The organism is Variovorax sp. P4_B11 (assembly GCF_056402355.1).
In genome coordinates this window covers 1-1,534 of the sequence record NZ_JBFUHO010000150.1, presented here as the reverse complement: position 1 = coordinate 1,534, position 1,534 = coordinate 1, and the positions used below count along the sequence as shown (strand labels likewise).

General features: G+C 66.9%; 1 protein-coding gene. It reads left to right on the top strand.

Annotated elements, in window-relative coordinates; translation table 11 throughout:
• Window positions 1–65: 65 nt before the first annotated feature.
• Complete coding sequence (locus AC1DYD_RS41335) at window positions 66–1,301, top strand: IS4 family transposase (RefSeq protein ID WP_478178484.1); 1,236 nt, start codon at window positions 66–68, stop codon at window positions 1,299–1,301.
• The last annotated feature ends 233 nt before the right edge of the window (window positions 1,302–1,534 follow it).

Genomic DNA, 1,534 nt, shown 5'->3' with positions numbered 1-1,534 from the left:
CCCAATACTGTTCGGATAGAGAAATTTGATGTAAAATGACTGCCGTCGCAACGACGGAGTCGAGCATGGCGAGAACCAAGGCGGTCCTGGGCAGCGGAGCCAGGCTGGCTGACTTTCTGAGCGCCAGCCTGCTGGCGCGGGTGGTGCCGGCCGAGGTGGTGAATGCGGTGCTCGACGCCCACGGCTGCAATTCGCAACGCGTGCGCAGCTTTCCGGCCGTGGCGGGGGCGTACTACTGCATGGCGCTGAGCCTGTATCCGGAGGCTGCCTACGAGGAGGTGTTCGCCGCCGTGTCGCAGGGCCTGGCGTGGGCCGCCGGCGCTGCCGAGCCACCCCGGGTGACCAAGTCCTCGATCAGCGGCTTGCGCAGCAAGATCGGCGCGGCGCCGATGCGTGAGTTGGTCGAGCGCTGCTGTGTGCCCATGGCCGACGCCCAGGCGCACCCCCACGCGTTCTATGCCGGCCTGAGGCTGGTCGCCATCGACGGCAGCACCTTCGAGCTGCCTGACGAGGCGGACAACGCGGCGCATTTCGGCTACCCGGGCAGCCGAATAGGCCGCGCTGGCTACCCGCAGGCGCGATGCATGGTCCTGGTGGAGTGCGCCACGCACGCGATCCTGGGCGCCAACCTGGGAGCCTACCGCAGCGGCGAGTGGGAGCTGTTCCAGCCGCTGTTGCCTCGGCTGGAGCCGGGCATGCTGTGCATGGCGGACCGGGGGTTCAACGGCTTCGAGCACTGGCAGCAGGCGCAAGCCACCGGGGCGCAGTTGCTCTGGCGCTGCGTGGGCAACCGCCAGTTGCCTGTGCATCGCATGCTCGACGATGGTTCGTACCTCAGTGCCATCCATCCCTCCGGTGTGAGCCGCAGCGAGGCGACGAGCCAAGCCATCGTGGTGCGCGTCATCGAATACGCCTTGCCGGGACTGGCCGATGCACAACCGCGCTACCGGCTGTTGACCACGTTGCTGGACCCGCAGATCGCCCCGGCGCTGGAACTGGCAGCGGTGTACCACCAGCGCTGGGAGATCGAGGGCGTGTTCGACGAGCTCAAGACGCACTTGCGACAGAGCCGGCGGGTGCTGCGCAGCAAGACCGCTGAGCTCGTGCGTCAGGAGTTCTATGGCTGGGTACTGGCACACTACTCGGTGCGCTGGCTGCTGCATCAGGGTGCCACGAGGCATCGAATGGCGCATGCCGAGTTGTCCTTCACAGGGCATGTGCAGCTGCTTCGCCGCGCACAGCCCCGCTCCGGGGCCTTTCCCCCCAGCGCGCCCGAGACGCCGACGACGATGGTTCAATGAACTGCTCGAAGCCAGCGCCCGGATCCGCGCCACGCGCACGCTGAACAAGCGCTCGCCGCGGATGGTCAAGCGGCGTCACTCGCCTTACGCATCATTCGACCACCACGCGCCGACGCGCGTGCCCACGGATTGCACTCCCGAGATCATCGGCCCTCCCGGACCCCGACCCAAACCAGCCGACTCCCACATACCGCGCCGTTTCAGGTCCTTCATAGTCTAAACGAACAGTATTG